Below are 23,263 nucleotides of genomic sequence, written 5' to 3'. Positions count from 1 at the left end.
CGAATTTTGCTCTATAAAAATACTTCTTATTTGGCAAAAGATCGGACCTTCAAGGGATTGCCCTTTAAAACCCCTACCTTTGCAATCTTGTAAAAGATAATACCCAATAATTTTTATAATCAGAAGATATGGAAGACGGCATCTACGCGAAATTCAACACCTCCAAAGGTGAAATATTGGTAAAGCTTACGTATGACAAAACCCCGGGTACCGTGGGTAATTTTGTGGCTTTGGCAGAAGGTAACATGGAAAATTCGGCAAAACCCCAGGGCAAACCCTATTATGATGGACTGAAGTTCCACAGGGTGATTGCGGATTTTATGATTCAAGGGGGGTGTCCTTTGGGAACCGGTACCGGTGACCCGGGATATAAATTTGATGATGAGTTCCACCCAGAGTTGACCCATGAGGGGCCGGGAGTGCTTTCCATGGCCAATGCAGGTCCTGGTACCAATGGGAGCCAGTTTTTTATTACCCATGTGGCCACACCGTGGTTGGACAACAAGCATACTGTTTTTGGACATGTGGAGCATGGGCAGGAAGTAGTGGACGCCATTGCCCAAGGCGATGCAATTGAAAGTTTGGAAATTGTGAGGGTAGGGGACGACGCCCAAAACTGGAATGCCATTGAGGCTTTCAGGACCTTTGAGGGAGCCCGGGAGAAACGAATTGCGGAAGCCAAGGCCAAAGCCGAAGCGGAGATGGAAGAATTGGCCGCTGGGTTTGACAAAACCGACAGTGGTCTTCGATACAAGATCATTCAAAAAGGGAGTGGGGCCAAACCTCAAAAAGGCAGCACGGTTTCTGTACATTATGAGGGATGTTTGTCCGATGGACAGGTTTTTGATTCCTCCTATAAAAGAAATCAACCCATTGACTTCAGCTTGGGTGTAGGTCAGGTCATTCCAGGATGGGATGAAGGAATTGGTCTATTGCAAGTGGGTGATAAGGCCCGTTTTGTGATTCCTTCACACTTGGCCTATGGAAGTGCTGGAGCCGGAGGGGTTATTCCGCCTGATGCCACGTTGATCTTTGATGTGGAACTTATGGGTGTCAAATAAATAACTTCCAGAGATGTGCAACATAAAAAGCTTCCTAAACAGGAGGCTTTTTATTTGGCTCTATTGACACTGACCAAAAGCAAGCAGAAGTTCAGGAAAAGTAATAGTAGTAAAACGGTAAAGAATGTGCCCATAATAGGATATTGTCTTTCTATGATAACAATTGAACGTGGAAAACCCCTACCGTATTGTCTTGATATTTAGGTTGAGGCCTAATTTTTGTGAAAAATTCCACCGAAGAAGCCTTTTTTGGAGCCATTGACACTCAGAATAAGTAGCAGTGCGTTAACGACCAAAAGGAGAAGGAGTATCCCAAAAAAAGTGTTCATAGCATTTTTATTTAATGGTTGTGGGGAACGTTCTTTATAGGATAGATATAAAAAAGAAAAGAGGTTGCGTTCAATTTTTTAAAAAATAAAAAACCCGGGAAAAACCCGGGTTTTATTTATAAAAAAGAGCGTTTGTACCTTAATCAATAACTTGTACGTTTACGGCGTTCAATCCTTTTTTACCTTGTTGTAGTTCGAATTCTACAACGTCACCTTCCCTAATTTCATCGATTAGACCTGAAATGTGTACAAAGTGATCTGTTTCTGAACCTTCTTCAGTGATAAAGCCATAACCTTTTGAATCGTTGAAGAATTTTACTGTTCCTTTACTCATAATAAATACTAAAAAATTAATTTGAGCAGCGAATGTACGTTTAATTTATTGATAATTAGGGTTTTTGTTATTTTTTCTCAAAAAAAGATTATGCAGTGGGGTCCGGTGTCAACCTCAAATACGGCTTAACTTCTTCAACCCCACCCGAAAAGATTTGCTTTGCTTCTTCGGTGGGTATGGCTGGACTGACCACAACCTTTTCCCCATTTTTCCAGTTTGCGGGTGTGGCCACTTTATGGTTGGAGGTCAATTGTAGGGAGTCTACAACCCTTAAAAGCTCGTAGAAGTTCCGTCCTGTGGATGCGGGATAGGTCAAGATCAATTTTACCTTTTTGTCCGGGCCAATGATAAATACCGAACGAACGGTAAGCGTATCATTTGCATTGGGGTGGATCATATCATATAGGTCGGACACTTTTTTGTCCTCATCGGCAATGATGGGAAAATTGACCACGGTGTTCTGTGTTTCATTGATATCCTTGATCCATTCTTTGTGGGATTCGGCACCATCAACGCTCAATGCCATCATTTTTACATTGCGTTTGTCAAATTCGCCCTTGAACTTGGCAGCTGTGCCCAGTTCTGTTGTGCATACCGGGGTAAAATCAGCGGGATGCGAAAAAAGGATACCCCAACCATCACCAAGATAGTCGTAAAAGTTCAATGTGCCCTCAGAAGTTGAGGCAGTGAAATCAGGAGCGGTATCGCCCAATCGTAATGCGGCCATATATGTTTTGTTTTTAGATTAAAAAATAGTTGTCCTACAAAATTAGTAGATAATTTAATTGCATGTTTTTCATGGCGTTAAAAGTGTATTAAAATTGAGGTCGCTTCTGCGTTTTATGATTGAACGCTATCCTATTCTGTGGAAGAGTTCCTTATTTTTGGTGTATGGAAAAAGAACAATTGGAGCAACTTCGTTACCCTATTGGGCATTATCAAATTCCCAATCCGATCACACAGGAACATTTGGATGAATGGATCGCGGTTTTGGAGCATCTTCCCCAACGCTTGGCCGAAATGGTTATCCCACTTTCCGAGGATCAATTGGAAACTCCCTATAGACCGGGGGGTTGGACCGTAAGACAATTGGTGCATCACATTGCGGACAGTCACCACCATAGCTACATCCGGTTTAAATGGGCGCTTACCGAAGATAACCCATTGATCAAACCGTATGATGAGAAGGCTTGGACAGCGTTGTTTGATTCCAAATCTGCTCCCATACAGATGTCATTGGACCATTTGAAGGTAGTGCATGCCAAGTTGGTCTATCTGTTGAAAGGGCTGTCAGAAGAAGAACTTCAACGGAAGTTTACCCATCCGGATGGGAATGAAGAGACCACCCTAAAAGAGAATATTGGACGCTACGCATGGCATGGTAGTCACCATTTCGCCCATATCAAGAACCTTTTGGAACGAAAAGGGTGGTGATTTAAAGGGTTTTGGTCAAAATGTACATGGCTTTTTCAGAAGCTTTGGCTCCAGCCAAGGTAAGCTCGCTTTCCCGTTTTACCACAAATCCATTTTTCTGATAAAACTGAATGGGATTTCCCTTTTGCATGGTATCCAACCAGATCACTTTCTTTTTTAGCGCCAAGGCTTCCTGTTCGATCAGTTGAAGCACTTTTTTGCCCAGTCCCTTGCCGGAATGGGCTTTCAGTAGATAGATTTTTTCTGCTTTTAGGGAAATGTCATCAGAAAGCTCATCAATACCGCAATTCTTGACCAATTTTACAATTCCAGCGACTTCCTGTCCAACTTTTACAAGGTAGTGGGCCGCATTGGGGTCCTCTAACTCTTGCATCACAACAGATTTTTCAAGGCTATGGGCAATGTATGGGGTTGGGTCCTCATTTTCCCATAAATGGAGATAATGCTCCCGATACGATTTTTGCCCAACCGAACAGTACATGTCCAATGTGGATAGATCTACAGTTTCTAAAGTAGCTTCCATGCTCATGGGTTATTTTCCCCTCCTTCAGGGCCATAAAAAAGTACCCAAGTGGCAAAATCATCGGTAAAGTTTTCAAATCGATGTTCGACCCCGGCTGGTACAAAAAGAAAATCACCTTGCGAAAAGGTAGTTCTTTCTCCATTGTTCAAAAACTCACCACTTCCCGAAATGACCACATATACTTCATCCCTGGAATGGGGTTGTTGTAGGTCCACCTTTTCCGGTTTATAGATCTCAACGGACAAGGTGCCATGCTCAAACAAGTTTATAAAAGGACCGTCCTGGGCTGATAATTGTTGGAGTGCTTCTTTGGGATTGAACTTCATTTATTTCCATTTAATATTGCAGCCAATACTGGGTTTCTGATTGGAATCGACAGCGTTTCCGTTTAAAACGGCATCCATGGCATTGCGCAGGTCGCTACCGGTCAAGGGCAGGCCATTCCCTGGTCTTGAATCGTCCAGTTGTCCCCTGTAAACCAGCTCCAAATTCGCATCGAACAGATAAAAATCTGGGGTGCAGGCGGCATCATAGGCCTTGGCCACTTCTTGGGTCTCATCATATAGATATGGAAACGAATATTCCATTGCCTTGGCCTTCTCTTTCATAAGGTCAGGGGCATCTTGCGGATAATTGACCACATCATTACTGGAAATGGCGACAAAGCCAATTCCTTTGGCTTGGTATTCCTTTCCCAATTTGGATAGTTCCGGGTTTACATGGATCACAAAAGGACAATGATTGCAGATGAACATTACCACGGTTCCGTTCTTTCCCTTCAGTTTTTCCAAGGAAAGGGTCTCATTGGATACGGTGTCCAATAATTCAAATTCTGGAGCTTTGGTGCCCAATGCGAGCATGTTACTTGGGGTACGGGCCATATCTTTTTTTAGGGTTTAAAGGTATAAAATTCATGAGCTTTCTTCTAATGGAAAGAATCCTGTATATTGTGATGGTAACACCATTGTTTTGGAGCAAATCATAGATACGGTACACATCAATTTTGATGAGAAATCGCTTTGGACCTTGAACATTGCCTTGGCCTTGGTCATGTTTGGAGTGGCTTTGGAGATTACCCTCAACGATTTCAAAAGGCTGTTACGGACCCCTAAACCCGTGATTGCAGGTGTTTTTTGTCAGTTTTTGGTGCTACCGGCCATCACCTTTGCCTTGGTTTGGATGGTGGAACCCATACCCAGTATGGCGTTGGGCATGTTTATGGTGGCGGCCTGCCCAGGGGGCAACGTGTCCAATTTCTTCACCCATTTTTCCAAAGGAAATGCAGCTTTGTCGGTCACTTTGACTGCTATTGCAACCCTATTGGCCATTTTTATGACCCCGGTCAATCTAAGTTTCTGGGGCGGAATGTATGGGCCAACGGCCTCCATTTTACAGGAAGTTTCCATTTCTCCTTATGACATGGTGAAATTGGTGGCCCTTTTGTTGGGTATACCCTTGGTGTTGGGAATGTTGTTCAACCATTATGCCCCTCGTGCCGCAAAGAAAATGGCAAAAGGGTTTAAAATAGGCTCTTTATTGTTCTTTGTGGTCTTGGTGTTTTTGGCCTTATACCGGAACATTGATGTTTTTATGGAGTATGTGCTTTACGTTTTTTGGTTGGTGGTGGTGCATAATCTGGTGGCACTGTTGACTGGATTTTCCGTTGCCAAATCGTTGGGATTGTCCCAAGAGAACATCCGCTGCATCACCATAGAGACCGGTATCCAGAACTCAGGATTGGGACTGCTGTTGATTTTTACGTTTTTTGATGGCTTGGGAGGTATGGCCTTGTTGACCGCTTTTTGGGGAATTTGGCATCTCGTTTCCGGATTGGTGCTGGGAACGGTCTGGGGATATAGGCCCATTGAAAAAGAGGAACTGGTATAATGAGGCAATTGGCATATTCCGTCCTTAAGCTTTGGGTTGCTGTAGGCTTGTTTTTCTATTATCGGAAAATCAAGATAGTGGGTAGGAGTACTATTCCTTTGGATAGGCCGGTGTTGTTTCTTTCCAACCATCAGAATGCACTTATGGATGTGCTCCTGATTGCGGTATATTGTGGCAAAAAGCTTTGGTTTTTGACTCGATCCGATGTTTTTAAGACCTCCTTTTTAAAGTCTTTTTTCGGTTTTTTGCAAATGATGCCGGTGTATCGGATAAGGGATGGCAAGTCCAGTGTTCCCAAAAATAAAGCGGTGTTTGAAAAATGCGCCCAATTGCTGGGAGCCAACCACGCCATTCTGTTGTTTCCCGAAGCCAACCATAGTTTGCAAAGACGGGTAAGACCCCTTAGCAAAGGGTTTACCCGTATTATTGAAGCCACTTTGGAACAAAACCCAAATTTGGATATCCAGTTGGTGCCCATTGGACAAAACTATGCCTATCCCCAACAAGCTGGGGATTCAGCAACCTTGGTTTTTGGGAATCCCATCTCTGTCCAAGACCATAAAACAGCTCCTGATTTTATTAACAGACTGAAAGAAGAAGTTCAGCAGGCTCTCATGCAATTGACGACCCATATCCCCGAAACAGAATATGATAGTGTAGTACAAAATCTGGGAGAAAACGGCGAGCATTATCTTGACCCCGTAGCGGTAAATGTATTGATTGACCAAGGAGATCTTTCAAGGGAGGTCGATGAAAAAAAGAAGGTTGGGAACTCCCTTCGAAAGGTAATATTTACGATATGGAACCTTCCATTTATGTTGTTGTGGAGAAGTGTGCTGAAGCCCAAGGTTCCCGAAGCTGAATTTGAAGCTACGTTTCGTTTTGGTTTTGCGCTATTGGTCTATCCCTTGGTCTATGGAGTTTGCTTTTCGCTTATATGGAATTGGTACAACACAAAAACGGCATGCCTTTTTGTATTGGGGCATGCCGTGGTAAATCTTGTCCTTGTAAAAATGGGTATTACATCATCGGCCCAAAGAAAATAGCGTTCATCAATAGTTTATTGGTGCCATACCAGAATGCCCTAAAATTGGTGTTGTCGGTAAAAAGCACAACCCTTCCTTTGCCCATTCGTTTGACTTTGAACGGAACGCTGTTCTTGATGAGTTCGGCATTTTCCTCTGAAATATAACCGCTTAGTAGCGGGTTATTGGTATACTGGATGGGGTTGTCATAGCTGTTCTTTTCCGGTTCCAAATAGATGTTGGTATTTCGGAACAAAGCCAACTCATCATTTTTATATCCGTAATTGATAGGGTGGGAACGATCTAATTTGGCTTCAAAAATGGCACCACCCGTAACTTGAGCCCCTTGAAAATCCTCCTTTTGATCAAAGGCAATGTTCTTGGCGACCAAGGTGTCCTTACGTAGAACAAGGTCCAGGAACTCATTGCTTTTAAACCAATTGGCCGTGTTTCGGTATCCAATAATGGTACCACCATTTTTCACCCATTCCTTGACCTTTTCGGCTCCTTTTTTATCCAAAAGCGTACCACCTCCCCAACCGGTTCCCGTAAGGATCAAGGCCGTATAGGAATCAAGGTCGACACTATTGAAATAGCGCGTATCTATTTTGGTGATTTTCATATCGTACCGAGTATCAAATAGGTGCCAGATTTCCCCGGCATCGTAAGAACGGGTACCTTCACCTACCAATAAGGCCACTTTTTGTTTTTTCAAGGCTTCAAAATCATTGCTCCCCAAATCTATGCCTTGGGTAAGGCCCGTGGAAACCCCATGGATGCGGATACCACTTTCTTGGGCAACGCTATTCAAAAAGGCGTACAGTTCGTCGGTATCCAATTTTTGGTTCTGTACCGGAACCATGATGGAACCATAATCATACTGGGTGCCCTCTAAAGTAAATGGGGATTTGGCCGCCTTTGCCCGCAATCCTTTTTCCAATATTTTGTTGAGGGCTTTTGGAGTGTAATATTCATGCCACTCAAATACATAGGCGTAGTTGCTTTTTTGACTGACACTTCCTTCGGGATGTTTAAAATCGATTACTTCTGGCCCTGCATTGGACAGGGAGTTGAGCTCGGCATAATCCACATTGAAAGCCAATGGAAAGGTCCAGGCCGAAATGTCATAGAAGAGACTGTCCGTAAAAGTGGTACGTTTCTCAAACATCGCCTTGATCAATCTTGGGTTTTTCTGGTTCATGGGAACCACATAGCTATTTCCTTTTTTAAAAGCTTTTCCATTGATGGTAGCATCTGAGGCCAATTCATGGAACTTTATTTTGTGTCTTTTAAGAATTTCTGCCAAATGCCAAGTTTTGGAGGCATCCTTGCTGTCCCCGAAAATCAGGGCCTTGGTTTTACTGCGAGAAGTTTCGTTGCGCATGTCGGCATAGAACCCTTGCTGGTAATCCAAAATTTTGGTTCGCATGTTCTGTGCGGCTTCTATGGTGGAGAGCGCTGTGGTAAACTGGTTTCGTATGGTAAAAGGGAAGGTCAGGAGACCGTTGTCGCTCTCTTGAATATGCCCCCGCGAACTACCTTGTTCAAAAAGAATCCCGATACCGCCGTTTACATCCGGAAATGTGGAACCCTTGCCATAGTAATAGTCATCATAATTTTCTTCGGAATAGTACAATGAACCAATTTTGTCCAAGGCCTTGGCATGATAGCTTCCAATTTCCTTGGTGAGCTCTTGGTTGATTTTAGGAGTCAATGGGTGTACCCGTGTTGGCTCCCCAGGTTGAAAGAAAAAGGTGGAATTGGTGCCCATTTCGTGATGGTCGGTCAAAATATTGGGCAACCATTGGTGAAAGGTTTCAATTCGAGCCCTACTCTCCGGTAATTGTACGGGCAACCAGTCCCGGTTCATATCAAACCAATAGTGATTGGTACGTCCACCAGGCCAAACCTCGTGGTACTCCCTCTCGTTGCTGTCCGGATTTAGGTTCTGACTCTTGTGGATATTGGCCCAATAGGCAAAGCGCTGTAGTCCATCCGGGTTGAAACTAGGGTCCATAAGGATAATGGTGTTGTCCAAAAGGGATTCAATTTCTGGACCTTGGGCCGCGGCAAGGTAGTAGGCGTAGGCCAATCCTGCATTGGCGCCACTGGGTTCATTTCCATGGATGGAAAAGCCCTGATAGACCACAATGGGCATGTTGGCAGTGTCGGTATTGCCATTTCCTTCGGAAAGTGCAATATGCTGTTCCCGTATACTTTCCAGATTTTGATGGTTTTTGGGTGAAGTGACCGTTAACAAGAGCAAAGGCCTGCCTTCAAAAGTGGTTCCCCGGTTTTCAATGCTTATCCGATCACTGGATGCGGCAAGTTGTTGCATATAGAACACCAATTTATCATGGGTCACATGCCATTCCCCAACCTCATGGCCGATGATTTCGGCTGGTTTAGGGATGCTGCTATCGTACGAGATATTGTTGGGGAGATAATAGTCCAGTGTGACTTGTTGGGCACTTAGATTGAGGCCCATGATTATCGCTAGGAATAGGAAGTTGATTTTTTTCATGAGGTCATTTTGAATTAGTCGTTTGATAAAAATAAAAAAACGGCCTGCATTGGCAGGCCGTTTCTTCTTTTTTTAATAAGATGATGTTGTTAAATGTCATCAAAGCTCACATCGGTAAAACTCCCTGAAGCGGTTCCGTTTTCGCTGATGTCGTTTTCTTCTTTTTTGAAGTCTTTTTGATGACGCTCAGAAATTACTTCCTGACCTTTTTCGTCAATAATATAATCCATCATCTCTTCCATGATCTCCTTAAAAGCGGTAAAATCTTCCTTGTATAGGTAAATCTTGTGCTTTTTGTAGTGGAAAGAACCATCATCATGGGTAAACTTTTTACTTTCCGTAATGGTTAAGTAGTAATCGCCGGCCTTGGTGCTCCTTACATCAAAAAAGTAGGTTCTTCTCCCGGCCCGTAAGACTTTGGAATAAATCTCTTCCTGATCCATGATATCTTTCTCGCCCATGTGGTCTTGTGTTGTAATTAGTTTCTTATGTTGTATAATTCTACCAAAAATGTAAAAAAAAAGCTAATTCAGCAACTTTTTTATTATTCTTTCCCTGAAAGCTGATTGATATAGAGTTCTTTATAATATCCATCAACATTGTTCAACTGGTCATGAGTGCCCTCTTGAATGATTTTACCGTTTTCAAGGACAATGATCTTGTCTGCATTTTTGGCGGAAGAGACCCTGTGGCTCACTATCAAAGTGGTCTTGTCTTGGGATGCACGCTTAAGATTGTTCAGGATTTCTTCCTCGGTTTCGGTGTCCACGGCGGATAAACAATCATCAAAAAGATAGATTTTAGGGTCTTTGAGCAATGCCCGCGCAATGGAGACCCGCTGTTTCTGTCCTCCACTTAGGGTGATGCCCCTTTCCCCTAGAATGGTATCGTATTTTTTGGCAAACCCTTGAATGTTGTCATGGACAACGGCTTTCTTGGCCACGGCCACAATTTCATCAAATGAGGCATTCTCATCGCCAAACCGGATGTTGTTCTCAATGGTGTCCGAAAAGAGGAAAGCATCTTGTGGTACCGCACCAATGGAACTCCGTAGACTGTTCAGATTGAGTTTTTGAACGGGAATACCATCCACCAAAACCTCTCCCGAAGTGGTATCGTACAGGCGGGCCACTAAATCCAGGATAGTGGATTTTCCAGACCCGGTTTTTCCCAAAAAGGCCACGGTCTCCCCAGCCTTAATTTTAAAGGATACGTTATCCAAGGCAGTAATGTTGGTGTCGTCATAGGTAAAGGACACATTCTTGAATTCAATATCCCCTTTGATGGGTGTGGGTTCCACAACCTCATTGGTAATGGTGGGTTGAATCGTTAAAAACTCGTTGATTCGTTTTTGGGACGCTTCGGCCCTTTGGATGATGGAGGTAAGCCACCCTACAATGGCCACGGGCCAAGTAAGCATGTTCACATATAGAATGAACTCCGCAATGATTCCGAAGGACTCTATCTTCCCATCAATATATTGCATGCCCCCCACGTAGATGACAATGGTATTGCTGATTCCGATAAGGAGTACCATCAAGGGAAAAAACCAAGCGTTTACCTTGGCCAACGCCATGCTGGTATCCTTGCCTTCCGTGGCCAGATTCCTGAGCTCTTGGTTGATCCGTGGTTCTATGCTGTAGGCTTTGATGACCGAAACCCCTGAGAAAGACTCTTGGGTAAAAGTGGACAGGGTGGACAGGAATTCCTGAACCTTGGTACTTCTCTTATGGATGATTTTACTGATCTGATAGATCAAGACTGATAAAACTGGAAGGGGCAACAAGGTATAGGCTGCCAAGGTCGGTGCCTTTATGAACATCAATGGAATCAAACAGGCAAAAAGCGTAAGGGTCTGGATACCGTACATAATTGCCGGTCCTCCGTACATACGCACTTGGTTGACATCTTCACTGATACGGTTCATGAGGTCCCCTACACGGTTCTTCTTATAAAAATCAAGGTTCAGGATTTGATAGTGGTCAAACACCTCGTTCTTCAAATCATATTCAATATACCGGGATACGTTGATAATGGTCTGCCGCATCAAAAAAGTGAACAGTGCCGAAAGTAGGGCCGCACCAACAACAATCAATATATAATGGAACAAAGATTGTTTGGCTTCGGCAAGCGTAATGGTATTTCCGGTATACTTTTCTACAATCTGGATGGAATTGTTCACGTAATGGGGTAGGACCAAAGAGAACAATCGGGCAACGATGGTGATCAAAACCCCCATCAATAGCTTAAACCAGTATTTTTTAAAGTATTTGTTAAGGTGTTTCAGTTCCTTCATAGGAGGGAAGGTAGTTTTTTAGTAGGTCTGATGATTGACAATCGAACAAAGATATACCATTGGTCCAAAAATAAATGTTATAAAACTGATAAGAAAACAACTTTGGTAGGCCACATCGAAATATAAGGTTATTTTTGCGCAGTGAAAGCCAATCAATGACTTTAAAAGTTCTTTAAAAATGCTTACTAGAAGGCATATCAGAGTAAAAGTGATGCAGTGCATTTATGCACTGGTCCAATCCAAGGACGATTCCTTGCAGAAACAGGAAAAATTCCTAAGAGTGAGCATTGAAAATATGTACGTGCTCTATTTGTTGGTACTGAGCCTCTTGGCCGAACTGCAGCATCTGGCCGCCAAACATGCCAGTCATGCCACAAAAAAATACCTTGCCACGGAAGAAGATGGTTATCCCGATCGCGAAAAGTTCGTGAAGAACCGGTTGTTGCTCCAGATTTCGGAGAATGAGCTCCTCAAAAGTGAACTTTCCAAAAGAAAACTGGACAACTGGTACTTGAACGATGAGTACGTGAAGATTCTGTACAAAGAGGTCGTGGCCAGCGATATCTACAAAGCGTACATGACCAATGGAAAGAACGATTATGAGGACGATAGGGAAGTGGTACTTCAGCTTTTCAAGGACATTATTGCCCCCAACGACAAAATCTATGAGTATTTTGAGGATGACAAACTCACTTGGGTGGACGATTTCCCCATAGTGAACACCTATTTGGCCAAACGATTGCGCAAGGCCACTGAAACCTCTGGGGAACGTTATTTTATCCCTGCGTTGCTCAAGGACCAACAGGATATGGTCTTTGCCAATGATTTGTTGACCAAGACCTTGCTTCATGACGCCAAATGGGAAAAGGAAATTGAGGGGAAAACCCCCAATTGGGACAATGACCGTATTGCCGAGATTGACTTGATCATCCTGAAAATGGCCATCTGTGAGCTGCTCAACTTTCCATCCATTCCGGAGAAAGTGACGTTAAATGAGTATTTGGAAATTGCCAAGGAGTACTCCACGCCCAAGAGCAGTATCTTTATCAATGGGGTTTTGGACAAGTTGGCCAAGGAATATAAATCCGATGGAAGGCTTCAAAAAATAGGTAGAGGACTACAATAAACAATATTTGAGTATTTTTGGAAAAACAAATTATTATCATGAAAAGAATAACAACAGTTTTTAGTTTGATCATGGCAGTTGCCGTGATGGGCGTTTCCTGCAAGGACAAGGCATCCAACAAAATCGTTGCGGACAATGTGGAAAGCGCAACTTCCAGGGATGAAGCGCAAAAGCAACTTCCCGTGATGAGCTTTGAAAAGGCCGAGCATGATTTTGGTGCCATAGCCCAAGGCACTCCACAAGAGACTACATTCAAATTCACCAACACCGGTAATGCCCCTTTGATCATCACCGATGCAAAGAGTAGCTGTGGTTGTACCGTGCCGGAATATCCAAAGAATGCACCTATTGCGCCTGGAGAAACTGGCGAATTGTTGGTAAAATTCAATGGTTCTGGACAAAATCAGGTGACCAAGACCATTACTGTTACGGCCAACACAGAAAAAGGAACCGAGATCTTAAGAATCAAGGCCTTCGTTAATCCTAAGGAAGCAGCAGCAGCTGGTCCTGTTAAATAGATAAAATACCTTAATGGAAAGTTTAGGACAGTTTTTACCTCTGATATTGATTTTTGCCGTGGCGTATTTCTTTATGATTCGCCCTCAGATCAAGCGTCAGAAGGATGAGAAGAAGTTTACTTCGGAGTTGAAAAAAGGAGACCGCATCATCACCAAAAGCGGACTCCATGGCAAGATTGTGGAAATGAACGACAAGGATTTCTCTTGTGTCATTGAAACCATGGCTGGCCGTTTAAAGTTTGATCGTTCCGCCATTTCCATGGAAATGAGCAAAAAATTGAACGCTGCTTCGGACAAATAAAGGCTTCTAGAGCAACATAGTTTAAAACGTCCCCTGCAATTGAGTTTGCGGGGGACGTTTTTTTGTATCTTATTCAAAATTTGACAAAATGGGCACTAGAAGACAATTCATTAGAAAAGGATCATTATATACGGTCGGTTTGGGAACCTCCTTGTTCTTTCCCACTGAAATCTTGGCTTCATTGAGAAGGACGGTGAGTCCCAATGACAAGATTCAAGTGGGACTTATCGGGTGCAACGGAATGGGCTTTGCGGACCTTACCTCCCTCTTGAAGAACAGCGAGGTGGAGGTGGTGGCCCTTTGTGATGTGGATGAAAATGTACTTCGGGCCAAGACCGCGGATTTGGAAAAGGCCAACATCAAAAAACCGAAGTGGTATACCGACTATCGGAAAATGTTGGACGATAAGGATATTGATATTGTCATCGTGGGAACCCCCGATCATTGGCATTGTCTTCAGTTGGTGGATGCCGTGGATGCCGGCAAGGATGTCTATTGCGAAAAGCCCATTGCCAATTCCATAGCCGAATGCGAAGCCATGCTGTCTGCCGTGGACGCCAGTGACCGAATGGTGCAGATAGGACAGTGGCAACGCAGCCAACCCCATTTTGTGGATGCCATAAACTATGTGCATTCCGGGAAATTGGGGCAGATACGTTTGGTAAAGACCTGGGCCTACCAAGGGTGGATGAAATCCATTCCCCAAGTGCCCAACGGTCCCGCACCGGAAGGCGTGGATTATAAAATGTGGTTGGGCCCTGCACAGGACCGCCCTTTCAACAAGAACCGGTTCCATTTCGATTTTAGATGGTTTTGGGACTATGCAGGAGGGTTGATGACCGATTGGGGCGTACACTTGATTGACTATGCCCTCTATGGTATGAAGGCCTCTACGCCCAAATCCGTTATGGCCATGGGAGGAAAGTTCGCCTATCCCAACGATGCTGCCGAGACCCCGGACACCTTACAGACCGTGTATGAGTTCGATGGGTTTTCACTCCTCTGGGAACACGCCAACGGCATTGATGGCGGAAACTATGGAAGAAACCACGGTATTGCTTTTATTGGTAATAATGGTACGTTGGTTTTGGACCGTGGTGGTTGGGAGGTGATTCCGGAGAAAAATCGCCCTAACTGGAGCGAGGATTTGGGTCCTAAAATAGCGGGAGTAGGCCTGCAAACGGTGAAAGCCAATGGTTTGGATCTGCATACAGTGAATTTCTTGGAAGCCATTAAGAAAAGGGACAAAAGCATTCTCAATGCCCCAATCAAAGTAGGGTATGATGCCGCTGTGGTCAGCCATATGGGCAATGTGGCCTATAAAACGGGGGAACGCCTGTTCTGGGACGCGCAGAAAGGTCAATTCAACCATAAAGAAGCCGATGTATTGTTGACCAATGAATACCACAACGGCTGGAAAATGCCCAAAAAGTAAGTCTTCATCAATTTTATGAATACATATGTTACTTTCCGTTCCCAAGTGATAAGCTTGGGGCTTGTAGGCATGCTAATGCTGGGTTGTGCCACTCCAAAAAAGGAAGTTGTTCCCCAAATGAGGCAGGCACCTTCTCCCATGCAGGACCATATCCGGGAACATGCCCGACTGAAAAATGAAGAACCTCCGGGTACTAAGAAGGTGTTGGAGGGTATATTGTCCAAACCGGTGACGGTGTATATGCCTCCCGCTGCCAATGGAGTTCAAGAATTGGATTTGCTCATCCACTTCCATGGAGCACCCTTTGTGGCCATGCAGGCCGTTCATGCCTTGAAAAAACCCATGGCCTTGGCCGTGGTGCAACAAGGTTCGGGTTCCTCGGTCTATGCAGCACCTTTTGTTGATGTGGATGTCTATCCCCGTTTGTTGAAGGCCATACAGGAAAAATTGGGAGTGGACCGGATTGGAAAAGTATATTTCAGCTCCTTTAGTGCAGGATATGGGGCCGTCCGTGAGTTATTGAAAGCCCACGAGGCCAAAATTGACGGTATTTTACTCTTGGATGGACTACATACCGATTATATTCCTGATTCCACTCCTTTGGCCCAAGGAGGGCAATTGAATGCGGAAAAAATGAAAGGTTTCTTGGCCTTTGCCCAAAAGGCGGTCAACGGAGAAAAGAAGATGCTCGTTACGCATTCCGAGATTTTCCCGGGAACCTATGCCAGTACCACTGAAACCGCGGATTGGCTGATCCATGAACTCGGATTACAGCGAAACCCTATCTTGGAATGGGGTCCCATGGGCATGCAGCAAGTATCCGAAACCCAAAAGGGCAATTTTTCGGTCAAGGCATTTGTGGGCAATACCGCCCCGGATCATGTGGATCATTTGCATGGCATAACAGCTTTTGTAAAGGCCATCATGGATTAAAAAAGGCTTTTAATTCTTTTGTTCTAAGCTTAGAAAAGAACTTCAATGCAAACCTCTTGGCAAGGTTGGGGTTAAAATAGTACGAATACCTTTTGGCCTCCATTTTTTTGAGAAAATGATAGATGTAGGGGTACTCATTGGTAATTTTATGTTTCCCGCCATGGGTTTGGCAAAAGATGCTTCTTACTTCATCAGAGCCTTTGATCAGTTTAAATCCATAGGTGTTGAACAGATTGGTCAATGAAGTCAGCGTGAAATGGAATGTATGCGCATTTTGGAAATACCGCAAGGCATCCATTTTATAGTTTTTGGGAATATATTTTATTCCCGGAACCTCAATGTAAAAAAGGGTTTCACTATGGCCTATTCTTTTTAAGGTCAACAATTCTGATTCCAAATCCAAAATATGTTCCATCACATGAGAATATATAACCACATCGGGAGTGAAGTCCGTTACATTATCTAAAGATCCATATTGTAGATTCAGCCCAAAATGACTTCTTCCATAGTCAATATATTCTTTACCCAAATCTACTCCCAAAACCGTACATTTTTGTTGTTTGAAATAGTGAAGAATGCCCCCGGCGCCACAACCTACCTCTAAAACCTTTAAACCAATAAAATCCTTATCGCGAAAGGTTGATTGGATGAAATCAAAGATTTGTCGCCCTTGCTCGTACTGTTTTTGAAAGAAGTTGGCAGTTGCGGTATGGGTACCACCGTATAGCCTTCGATATTCGGAGTTGTAAAAATCAGTATAAGACCTTTGGGTCATCCGGGGGTTCGTATAGATCAAACCGCATGTTTTGCACATCACGACCATGAATTCCAATCCATATCGGTCCTTTTCAGACAGAACTACAGTATCTGATACCTTGCAGATGGGGCAGGGGCAATTTTCGAAGGTATAGTGCCCATTCAGGATTTTTGCCTCAATATCCTGTATTGCCTCTACTTGAATGGCCTTTAGTTTTATCAAAGGCTTTCTGTCATTCCTGAACCTATTGGATATCATATGACTTGATAGTAAAGCAAGAATTTTGTCCATTGTTGAACTGGACATCGTCTTCAATGCCGATTTAGCATTTGATTACTGAAACCTGTTCAGTTCAAATAGTGAAGTTGGGAAATTGGGTTGGGTGCATCAGGGAAGAATTGACGGATGCCCCGTTTGGGTTGACGGATGGGGTTATTTAGCGGTAGCCATCGTGTAGGCCCACCCCTTTTTGGATCAAGGGGAGTATTTTTTCCAGCCGTCTAAGCTTGGTCTGCTCTTGTTTGGCCTCCGAGATATATTCGCAAAACTCCTTTTGCTTGTAGGGGGTAAAATTTTTAAAGGCGGTTTGTAGGTCTTTGTTTTCCTTTAATTTTTCCTGAAGCAATGTCGGGATGGTCACTTTTGAAGTTTTTTCCACTATGATTTCCATGCCCTTTTTCTGGTTTTCAATGGCTTCGTTCATATAGGCAAGAACACCCTTTTTATCAATTGTGTCCAATGTGGGGAACTTCCAGTGCCGCATGCCCTTGGTTTTTCCTTCTTGGGCATTTTCCAACACTTTTTTAGGATCTTTCAGGAACACTCCGTTAAAGAACCAGACCCCAAAATGGTTTTTGAACTTACAGATGCCAAATACATTTTTGCCTTGGATGGTATACACGGGGAAACTCCATTTAAAATCTTCCTCACATTCCGTTTGTTGGGCCAGTTTTCGGAGTTGGGCAATACCTTCCTTGAACGGATGGTCTGTATCGTAATAGGCGTCTATTTTTCCGGATTTTTCCATGTCATTTGATCTGACTGGCCGTAAGTTCGCAAATTTTCACGATCACCTTAACGGCCTTTTCCATACTTTCCAAAGGAACATATTCATATTTTCCATGAAAATTATGTCCTCCCGCAAAAATATTGGGACAGGGCAGCCCCATAAAACTCAGCTGGGATCCATCCGTTCCACCTCTAATCGGTTTAATGATGGGTTCAATGCCCAATGATTCCATGGCCTCTTGGGCAATCTCCACAATATGGAATACCGGCTCCACCTTTTCGCGCATGTTGCGGTATTGGTCTTCGATTTCCACCGTGATGCAATCCCCGTGTTTTTGGGTAAGCTTTTCTGAGATATTGGAAAGAAGCTCTTTTCTGGCCTGAAAATGTATGGCATCATGGTCACGGATGATCATATCTATTTGGGCATTCTCTATTTCCCCCTTTATTTTGTGCACATGGAAAAAGCCTTCCATGCCCGTGGTATGTTCGGGTACTTCCCGTGGGGGGAGGAGGCTTAAAAATTCGTTGGCAATGGCAATGGCGTTGACCATCTTGTTCTTGGCATAGCCAGGGTGGACACTTTTTCCTTTGACAATGATCTTGGCACTGGCCGCATTGAAGTTTTCATACTCCAGCTCGCCCACTTGGCTGCCGTCCATGGTATAGGCCCAGTCAGCTCCGAATTTTTTCACATCGAACTTATGGGCGCCCCTGCCTATTTCCTCATCTGGGGTAAAGGCCACGCGTATTTTTCCATGTTTGATCTCGGGATGTTGGGCCAAATATTCCATGGCCGTGATAATCTCGGCGATGCCCGCCTTGTCATCGGCACCCAACAGGGTATTCCCGTCCGTGGTGATCAAGGTCTGGCCTTTGTACTGTAATAGGTCTTCAAAATAGTCAGGGGAAAGCACAATGCCCTTTGTTTTGTTGAGGACAATATCCTTGCCGTCATAATCCTTTACAAGTTGCGGTTTTACATTCTTTCCCGAGAAATCTGGAGAAGTGTCCATATGCGAGATAAAACCTATGGTGGGTACTTTTTTGTCCGTATTGGCCGGTAAGGTTGCCATGATGTAGGCATTTTCATCAATGGAAACTTCCTGCAAACCAATTTGGTGCAGTTCCAAGACCAATTTCTTGGCCAAAGTCCATTGTTTTTCCGTGCTGGGTGTGGTTTTGGAATAGGGGTCGCTTTGGGTATCGGTGGTTACATAATCCAGAAATCGGGACAAAAGTTTTTCCATGCTGTGCTTTTTATCAAAAATAATGGTTATTCAATCGTGATTTTAAGAAAGTGTAGCTTAAAAAAGTATCTTTTCACCTACTTTTTAAAATCAACCTAAATTGAAGGGAGCTGTTCTGTTCATTTTCCTATTGTCGATGTTTCTTGGGTCGGCCCAAGAGGAGTGTGCCTTGGGGGTGGGGGGTATGGATGATGAAACTATTGCAGAGGTGTTTCAATTGAATGAAGAGCAAAAGGAAAGCCTTAAGAATTGGAGTGCGGAGTTGAAAATTCGAAATGAAATCCTCAGAAACCGGGCCGAATTTCTTCTAAAACAGCATGAAGAAAGCCCGCCTGAAGTATTGATGACCGTTTCCCGCGAATACAAAACCATTATGGACAGTATGAAGCTGAACATCCGGATGATGGATAAAAGGCTACTGTCAATTTTCAATCCAAAGCAATACGGTTTTTATGTGAAATTGTGCGATCAGCTTACCCTGCGCCCTATCCATGTAAATAAGTCGGTTGACGAAAAATAAATGATATGGTGTGTTCTGTTTTAAGAGTTTTTATTTTTGTTGAAAATCTGTTGAATGTATAAAATCCTCATCCGCCCAATCCTGTTTTTGTTTGATCCGGAAGCAGTGCACCACTTCTCTTTTTGGGCTATAAAATTGTTTTCGAAATTGGGACTGGGACCTTTGTTCAGAAGTATTTTTGAAGTAAGGAATTCCAAATTGGAACGGGAGGTTTTTGGAATAAAATTTAAGAACCCTGTTGGCTTGGCGGCTGGGTTTGACAAGGATGCCAAGCTCTACAATGAATTTTCCGATTTCGGTTTTGGTTTTGTGGAAATTGGAACCCTCACCCCCAAACCCCAACCTGGAAACCCCAAGAAAAGATTGTTCCGGTTAAGGGAGGATAAGGCCATCATCAATCGTATGGGGTTCAACAATAACGGTGTTTTTGAAGCGGTGGAACAACTCAAGAAAAAGCACAGGGTAATTGTTGGAGGTAACATTGGTAAGAACAAGGTCACGCCCAATGACCAAGCTATTAAGGACTATCTCATCTGTTTTGAGGCCCTATTTGACCATGTGGATTATTTTGTGGTCAATGTGAGTTCTCCCAACACACCCGGTTTACGGGAGCTTCAGGACAAGGAACCTTTGACCAATCTTTTGAAAAAACTAAAAAAGCAGAATGGTAAGCAGGCCAAAAAATCCAATCAAAAGGAGAAACCCATCCTTTTAAAGATTGCCCCGGACTTGACCAATGACCAGCTTTTGGATATTATCAGCATTGTCAAGACCACTGAAATTGATGGGGTCATTGCGACCAATACCACCATTTCCAGAGAAGGTCTAAAATCCCATCTTATTCTTTCCGAAGAGAAGGGTGGGCTTAGCGGTAAACCATTGACCCAAAGAAGTACCGAGGTGATTCGGTTTTTGGCAGAAAAGAGCAACAAGGCATTTCCCATCATTGGGGTTGGGGGCATACATTCCCCGCAAGATGCCCTTGAGAAACTGGATGCCGGGGCCGACTTGGTCCAGTTGTACACTGGGTTTATTTATGAAGGTCCTGCCCTGATCAAAAAAATCAACAAGGCCATTTTGGCCCGCACATCCTAGTACAAGATGCCCTATTTGATACTAATGAGCCCTGAGTCCGTGAATTATTCCGTTCTTATTGGTTTTTTGGTGTCTTCGGCGGCTTTGGCCATTTCCCCGGGACCGGACAATATATTTGTGCTGACCCAAAGCATATCCAATGGCGTCAAGGCTGGACTGGCCACTGTGGTAGGCTTGGTGAGCGGATGTTTGGTGCATACCACTTTGCTGGCTTTTGGCGTGTCAGAGGTCATAAAGCGAAGTGATAGCCTCTTTTTGGGCATTAAGTTGTTTGGTGCGGCTTATTTGGTGTATTTGGCCATAAAGGTCTACAGAAGTGACGCTTCCATTCTATTGGATAAGGAAAAGCAACCCTCCCAAGGAACTTTTAAGCTGTTCAAGACCGGTTTTGCCATGAATGTGCTCAATCCCAAGGTCACCATTTTCTTTTTGGCATTTTTTCCAGGATTTCTGTTCAGTGAAACATTGGGAACCGTGATGCAGTTTTATGTACTAGGCCTGCTTTTCATGTTGGTTGCCTTCATTATTTTTGGAACTATTGCTGTATTGGCAGGAAACATTTCAACCTATTTAATGCGCCACCCCAAGGCAGGGATTTACCTGAAATGGGTTCAGATTGTAGTTTTTTTGGGAATCGCCATTTATCTATTGCTATCGGATAAATAGTGGTAATTTTACAGGCAACCTATGTCAAAGATCAAGCTCATAGAATGTCCAAGGGATGCCATGCAGGGCATCAAATCCTTTATTCCCACCGAGGAGAAAGCAAGGTATATCCAATCGCTTTTGGGTTGTGGATTTGACACTTTGGATTTTGGCAGCTTTGTCTCGCCCAAGGCCATTCCGCAAATGCAGGATACCGCAGAGGTTTTGGCGCGGTTGGACCTTTCCAAGACCAAAAGCAAGCTCTTGGCCATTGTGGCCAATATTAGAGGCGCGGAAGATGCTTGTAAGCATGGGGCCATAAGGTATTTGGGGTTTCCTTTTTCAATTTCCGAGAACTTTCAAATGCGGAATACCCATAAGACCATTGCACAATCGGTGGATACCCTAAAGGGTATTCTGGAGTTGGCCAATGCCCACGATAAAGAAGTGGTGACTTATATCTCCATGGGATTTGGAAATCCGTATGGTGATCCTTGGGATGTTGAGGTAGTAGGGCAATGGACCGAAAGATTGGCCGAGATGGGTACTAAAATTTTATCGCTTTCAGACACCATTGGAAGTTCCACACCCAAAACCATATCCTATTTATTTTCCAATCTTATTCCTAAATATCCCGACATTGAATTTGGGGCACATTTGCACACCACCCCGACCAAGTGGCACGAAAAAGTGGATGCTGCGTATAAGGCAGGATGCAGACGATTTGATGGCGCGGTGCAGGGCTTTGGAGGTTGCCCCATGGCCAAGGATGAACTCACTGGCAATATGCCCACCGAGAAAATGCTCTCCTATTTTACTGCGGAAAAGGCGGATACCGGTGTAAACTGGATGGTCTTTGAAGCAGCTTACAACAAAGCGACCGAACTTTTCTCTGCCTACCATTGAGGTATTCAACGTAATTGCTCCTAAACGTTACGTCTTTAATTTTATTTAAACTAAGTCTAATTAAATTTGGCTGCTTCGTAGTGTAGAAATATATTTGCCGCGCAATTATTAAAACACCATGAAACAAACAACGATTCTATTTGCTTTACTATGTGCGTCATTCTCCTTCGCACAGACCAAAACCGACTCAATCCAGCTGGATCCACAGAAACAGATCAACGCCGCACAGCGTTTACTTTCAGGGAACTATGCTTCTGCAGTGACTGTAGGAGCCTACGGTGAAATGTTGTACAATCAACCCGAAGGGGATAACGGGGAACTGGATGTGCAACGTTTGGTGCTCCTTTTTGGATACCGCTTTGACGACCGTACCCAATTTGTTACGGAAGTGGAATTTGAGCATGTTGAGGAGGTTTTTGTAGAACAGGCATTTGTAAACTACAACGCAGCTCCCAACCTTAACATCCGGGGAGGTTTGATGTTGGTGCCCATGGGAATCATCAACGAATTCCATGAACCCACCACGTTTAATGGAACCGAGCGCCCTGGTTTGGACAATTCCATTATTCCTACCACTTGGCGTGAGCTTGGGGTAGGGGTGACCGGAAGGTTCAACTCCATTTCCTTGGGATATCAGGCCTATCTTTTTAATGGGTTTAAATCTGCCGAAGCCGATGGCGAAGGCGGTGTTGCCGGAAAGTTGAGCGGTTCCAGTGGTCTTCGTGGAGGAAGACAAAAGGGAATCCAATCCACCATTGATAGCCCCAACCTATCCACCAAGTTGGATTACTACGGCATTCCCGGACTGCGTTTGGGCTTTTCAACCTATTTTGGACGTACCCAAGCCGATGATGATGTAGAGGAATTTGATGGTGCTGATATTGGCATCGCCATGTTTGGATTGGATGCCCGTTATGCGTATCAAAACTTTACGGCAAGGGGGCAATTCATCCATGCTTCTTTATCAGATACCGATGCCTATAACGATTTGACCGGAAGTAATCTGGGAAGTGCATTACAGGGATGGTACTTGGAAGGAGCTTATAATGTCCTTCCTGCCGGAAATAGACAAAAGCTTTTTGCTTTTGCCAGGTACGAGATGTACAATACCCATGCGGATACCGAAGGTGGATTGACAAAAAATGAAGCCTATGACCGGACCGATGTAACCACGGGATTGACCTACCACATCGCACCAGGGGTGGTGGTCAAAGGCGACTATCAGTTCCGAAGCAATGCCGCGGACAACTCAGATGTGCAGGACCGTTTGAACTTCGGAATAGGAGTTTGGTTCTAAAAAAATACGGACAGGGCGGATGCAATATTCCGCCCTATTTTATTCATAATGAGTCTAAA

Annotated in this window: 25 protein-coding genes; 14 read left to right on the top strand and 11 right to left on the bottom strand. The window is 44.0% G+C overall.

From position 1 onward, the window contains the following. Positions 1-128: 128 nt before the first annotated feature. A complete protein-coding gene (locus DN53_RS03400) occupies positions 129-1,061 on the top strand; it encodes a peptidylprolyl isomerase (protein ID WP_129652995.1) in 933 nt (310 codons plus the stop codon). Between the two features lie 468 nt (positions 1,062-1,529). On the opposite strand, the gene DN53_RS03395 is transcribed toward DN53_RS03400, so the two are convergent. Together DN53_RS03395 and DN53_RS03390 are read right to left on the bottom strand one after the other, a co-directional pair. Further along, entirely contained in the window at positions 1,530-1,724 is a 195-nt protein-coding gene (locus DN53_RS03395; protein ID WP_116218286.1) for a cold-shock protein, read from the bottom strand. An 88-nt stretch (positions 1,725-1,812) separates the two neighbouring features. Continuing rightward, positions 1,813-2,451 (bottom strand): peroxiredoxin, encoded by a 639-nt coding sequence (locus DN53_RS03390; protein ID WP_129652994.1) that lies wholly within the window; start codon positions 2,449-2,451, stop codon positions 1,813-1,815. 164 nt (positions 2,452-2,615) lie between these two features. Here DN53_RS03390 and DN53_RS03385 point away from each other — a divergent pair, with 164 nt between their 5' ends. Next, entirely contained in the window at positions 2,616-3,158 is a 543-nt protein-coding gene (locus DN53_RS03385) for a YfiT family bacillithiol transferase (RefSeq protein ID WP_129652993.1), read from the top strand. A 1-nt stretch (position 3,159) separates the two neighbouring features. Here DN53_RS03385 and DN53_RS03380 read toward each other — a convergent pair whose 3' ends face one another. The 3 genes from DN53_RS03380 to DN53_RS03370 are packed head-to-tail and all read right to left on the bottom strand — an operon-like array spanning position 3,160 to position 4,562. Next, positions 3,160-3,681: a GNAT family N-acetyltransferase gene (locus DN53_RS03380; protein WP_165357252.1), complete on the bottom strand. Its 522-nt coding sequence runs from the start codon at positions 3,679-3,681 to the stop codon at positions 3,160-3,162. A gap of 2 nt (positions 3,682-3,683) precedes the next feature. Further along, complete coding sequence (locus tag DN53_RS03375) at positions 3,684-4,007, bottom strand: cupin domain-containing protein (RefSeq protein ID WP_129652991.1); 324 nt, start codon at positions 4,005-4,007, stop codon at positions 3,684-3,686. Then, on the bottom strand, positions 4,008-4,562 hold the full coding sequence (locus tag DN53_RS03370; protein WP_129652990.1) for a thioredoxin family protein: 555 nt from the start codon (positions 4,560-4,562) through the stop codon (positions 4,008-4,010). A gap of 88 nt (positions 4,563-4,650) precedes the next feature. On the opposite strand from DN53_RS03370, the gene DN53_RS03365 reads away from it, so the two are divergent. After that, positions 4,651-5,568 (top strand): bile acid:sodium symporter family protein, encoded by a 918-nt coding sequence (locus DN53_RS03365; protein ID WP_165357251.1) that lies wholly within the window; start codon positions 4,651-4,653, stop codon positions 5,566-5,568. Next, positions 5,568-6,614 carry a lysophospholipid acyltransferase family protein gene (locus tag DN53_RS03360; protein WP_129652989.1) on the top strand — a complete coding sequence of 349 codons (1,047 nt, stop codon included), beginning with the start codon at positions 5,568-5,570 and terminating at the stop codon, positions 6,612-6,614. Before DN53_RS03365 ends, DN53_RS03360 begins: the two co-directional genes overlap by 1 nt. Here DN53_RS03360 and DN53_RS03355 read toward each other — a convergent pair. The 3 genes from DN53_RS03355 to DN53_RS03345 form a co-directional block, all read right to left on the bottom strand. Continuing rightward, positions 6,589-9,117: a M14 family zinc carboxypeptidase gene (locus DN53_RS03355; protein WP_129652988.1), complete on the bottom strand. Its 2,529-nt coding sequence runs from the start codon at positions 9,115-9,117 to the stop codon at positions 6,589-6,591. The genes DN53_RS03360 and DN53_RS03355 overlap by 26 nt on opposite strands. Positions 9,118-9,206: 89 nt before the next feature. Continuing rightward, complete coding sequence (locus tag DN53_RS03350; protein WP_129652987.1) at positions 9,207-9,578, bottom strand: PUR family DNA/RNA-binding protein; 372 nt, start codon at positions 9,576-9,578, stop codon at positions 9,207-9,209. Between the two features lie 83 nt (positions 9,579-9,661). Beyond that, the gene (locus DN53_RS03345; RefSeq protein ID WP_129652986.1) at positions 9,662-11,413 is read right to left on the bottom strand and encodes an ABC transporter ATP-binding protein; all 1,752 of its coding nucleotides are present in this window, start codon (positions 11,411-11,413) and stop codon (positions 9,662-9,664) included. A gap of 178 nt (positions 11,414-11,591) precedes the next feature. On the opposite strand from DN53_RS03345, the gene nusB reads away from it, so the two are divergent. The 5 genes from nusB to DN53_RS03320 all read left to right on the top strand — a co-directional run bounded on the left by nusB (position 11,592) and on the right by DN53_RS03320 (position 15,726). After that, positions 11,592-12,539, top strand: coding sequence for a transcription antitermination factor NusB (gene nusB / locus DN53_RS03340; protein ID WP_129652985.1), 948 nt, complete (start codon positions 11,592-11,594; stop codon positions 12,537-12,539). 38 nt (positions 12,540-12,577) lie between these two features. Further along, complete coding sequence (locus tag DN53_RS03335; RefSeq protein ID WP_129652984.1) at positions 12,578-13,057, top strand: DUF1573 domain-containing protein; 480 nt, start codon at positions 12,578-12,580, stop codon at positions 13,055-13,057. A gap of 13 nt (positions 13,058-13,070) precedes the next feature. Next, positions 13,071-13,358 (top strand): preprotein translocase subunit YajC, encoded by a 288-nt coding sequence (gene yajC / locus DN53_RS03330; protein WP_116218275.1) that lies wholly within the window; start codon positions 13,071-13,073, stop codon positions 13,356-13,358. Positions 13,359-13,446: 88 nt separating this feature from the next. Further along, positions 13,447-14,793, top strand: a complete 1,347-nt coding sequence (locus DN53_RS03325) for a Gfo/Idh/MocA family protein (RefSeq protein ID WP_129652983.1) — start codon at positions 13,447-13,449, stop codon at positions 14,791-14,793. Between the two features lie 15 nt (positions 14,794-14,808). After that, positions 14,809-15,726 (top strand): hypothetical protein, encoded by a 918-nt coding sequence (locus DN53_RS03320; protein ID WP_129652982.1) that lies wholly within the window; start codon positions 14,809-14,811, stop codon positions 15,724-15,726. On the opposite strand, the gene DN53_RS03315 is transcribed toward DN53_RS03320, so the two are convergent. The 3 genes from DN53_RS03315 to pepT all read right to left on the bottom strand — a co-directional run bounded on the left by DN53_RS03315 (position 15,716) and on the right by pepT (position 18,741). Further along, positions 15,716-16,774 carry a class I SAM-dependent methyltransferase gene (locus DN53_RS03315; RefSeq protein ID WP_165357249.1) on the bottom strand — a complete coding sequence of 353 codons (1,059 nt, stop codon included), beginning with the start codon at positions 16,772-16,774 and terminating at the stop codon, positions 15,716-15,718. The genes DN53_RS03320 and DN53_RS03315 overlap by 11 nt on opposite strands. A gap of 145 nt (positions 16,775-16,919) precedes the next feature. Next, complete coding sequence (locus tag DN53_RS03310) at positions 16,920-17,510, bottom strand: YdeI/OmpD-associated family protein (protein WP_129652980.1); 591 nt, start codon at positions 17,508-17,510, stop codon at positions 16,920-16,922. A gap of 1 nt (position 17,511) precedes the next feature. Then, a complete protein-coding gene (gene pepT, locus DN53_RS03305) occupies positions 17,512-18,741 on the bottom strand; it encodes a peptidase T (protein ID WP_129652979.1) in 1,230 nt (409 codons plus the stop codon). A 100-nt stretch (positions 18,742-18,841) separates the two neighbouring features. On the opposite strand from pepT, the gene DN53_RS03300 reads away from it, so the two are divergent. The 5 genes from DN53_RS03300 (at position 18,842) to DN53_RS03280 (ending at position 23,204) form a co-directional block, all read left to right on the top strand. Further along, positions 18,842-19,261 (top strand): hypothetical protein, encoded by a 420-nt coding sequence (locus DN53_RS03300; RefSeq protein WP_129652978.1) that lies wholly within the window; start codon positions 18,842-18,844, stop codon positions 19,259-19,261. Between the two features lie 54 nt (positions 19,262-19,315). Further along, positions 19,316-20,356 carry a quinone-dependent dihydroorotate dehydrogenase gene (locus tag DN53_RS03295; protein ID WP_129652977.1) on the top strand — a complete coding sequence of 347 codons (1,041 nt, stop codon included), beginning with the start codon at positions 19,316-19,318 and terminating at the stop codon, positions 20,354-20,356. 6 nt (positions 20,357-20,362) lie between these two features. Then, complete coding sequence (locus DN53_RS03290; protein ID WP_242502054.1) at positions 20,363-21,022, top strand: LysE family translocator; 660 nt, start codon at positions 20,363-20,365, stop codon at positions 21,020-21,022. A 21-nt stretch (positions 21,023-21,043) separates the two neighbouring features. Next, entirely contained in the window at positions 21,044-21,907 is an 864-nt protein-coding gene (locus DN53_RS03285) for a hydroxymethylglutaryl-CoA lyase (RefSeq protein WP_129652976.1), read from the top strand. A gap of 118 nt (positions 21,908-22,025) precedes the next feature. Then, positions 22,026-23,204 (top strand): hypothetical protein, encoded by a 1,179-nt coding sequence (locus tag DN53_RS03280; RefSeq protein ID WP_129652975.1) that lies wholly within the window; start codon positions 22,026-22,028, stop codon positions 23,202-23,204. The last annotated feature ends 59 nt before the right edge of the window (positions 23,205-23,263 follow it).

Origin of the sequence: Flagellimonas olearia (genome assembly GCF_004150225.1) — a bacterium.
GTDB classification, from domain to species: Bacteria; Bacteroidota; Bacteroidia; order Flavobacteriales; family Flavobacteriaceae; genus Flagellimonas; species Flagellimonas olearia.
The sequence above is the reverse complement of the archived record's forward strand: the minus strand, read 5'-3'. Positions and strand labels throughout refer to the sequence as shown.